At 39.5% G+C, this 1453-nt stretch carries 1 protein-coding gene; it reads left to right on the forward strand.

Annotation, left to right across the window (positions count from 1 at the left end):
- Positions 1-105 precede the first annotated feature (105 nt).
- Positions 106-774, forward strand: a complete 669-nt coding sequence (locus PL85_RS17530) for a hypothetical protein (RefSeq protein ID WP_115340125.1) — start codon at positions 106-108, stop codon at positions 772-774.
- Positions 775-1453 lie beyond the last annotated feature (679 nt).

Below are 1453 nucleotides of genomic sequence, written 5' to 3' on the forward strand. Positions count from 1 at the left end.
AGTGCAAAATTGAAATTCAGTGTTTACGGTGTGTTTTTTGAGTTCGGTGGTGCGTTGTCAACCCCTTAGCCGGGCGTTAGTTGCTTCAATTAAACGTGAGGTTTTATGATTCCAATCCCTATTTGTTATTCAGACTTCGATCCTGACTTTACGTTCACAAGTAGGAACGTTGAAGTAAAAGGCGGAAAAACAGCAAAGCATTACCTTGAGTTTGCTATCGCTGATTTTGAGCAGGATAAAACTGATAAGGGGCGTATAAATTCATTTTCAAATGCCAAAAGGGCGTTGCATTTGCAAGTGGAAACGCTTGCTAGTTTGTTCGGTTTTGATGCTATAAAAACTAAAGGGGCTAGGTATGCTAGTTTTCCTAAATATATAGAATTTATAACAAAATGTGGCATCGTTACGCCAAGGATACTTACAAAGCTAAATCGGGTAAGAAATGCCGTTGAACATGCTTATTACACCCCAAGTAAAGATGAAACCGAAAACTTTATTGATGTCGTCGAGCTGTTCATAGCGGCTACGGATAGGGCTTTATATCAATTTCCAATCGACATCGAATTTTTACCAATGACTATTTTAGACGATGATATACCAAACATTAGCCTCATTAGTTTAGAACCGTACAGTGGCAAGTTACTGCTTAATGCTAGCGACGCTGAAGATTTGCAATACAAAATCACTCTGCGCCCAGATCAAGACGAGTATTTCTTGTGGCTAAAAGTTTTGTTGTCGGGAGCGCATTTGAACGACTATAAAATACGCAACTAACAAACTGTTTAAGAGTGATTCGCAACGCGTGGCATTTTTACTATGCGTTGGTTTAAGTGATTAAGGTGATATGCGGCGGCATTGGTATTGCGTTGCTCACACCTTAACAGGGCGTTATAATGTGCTCTTTCAAACTTGGATTTTGAAGTTGTGGTGGGTACGCTTTGTTTGCGTTTTACCAAGTTAAATCCGCGTTGTGAATTGGATTTAGAAGCGGGGCATTGCAGTTTGTATTGCTCCTTCGTTTGGTTTTTCACTGTCGAATTCGTCAATGGGTAAAACGTGAAATTGGGTGTGTTTTGGGGCAGTGTTTTCCATCTCGTCGATCAAGTTTTGTGGCGGTAATTTAAGCCTGAAATGGGCAATTGGGTTTTCATCATGTGTTTAATGATTTGTTTTGTTATAACTGACTAAGCAATTTTCTGCGTGAGTTCAGAGTTAATCATTAAATGGCTTTAAATCTTGTGGGGTTGTTTTATTATTCCATTTGCTTGTGTGTTGGTTAACTTATTGTTTTAAAACTGAACGCACACTTATAACAAGGCATTTAAACGGAACAAAAACGGCTGGCTTTTGTTCGTGCCTCACAAAATGTAGCCAACCATTTTTGTCCGCTTAATGCGGCGATCAGTACGCTCAGAAAGCGCAGCCACAAGACACTTTACTAAGTTAGATCTAG

Origin of the sequence: Vibrio anguillarum (genome assembly GCF_001989995.2) — a bacterium.
Lineage (GTDB): Bacteria > Pseudomonadota > Gammaproteobacteria > Enterobacterales > Vibrionaceae > Vibrio > Vibrio anguillarum.

Excerpts from the sequence above, each read along its gene's own strand:
- PL85_RS17530 (WP_115340125.1), top strand. The coding sequence starts at position 106 with ATGATTCCAATCCCTATTTGTTATTCAGACTTCGATCCTGACTTTACG.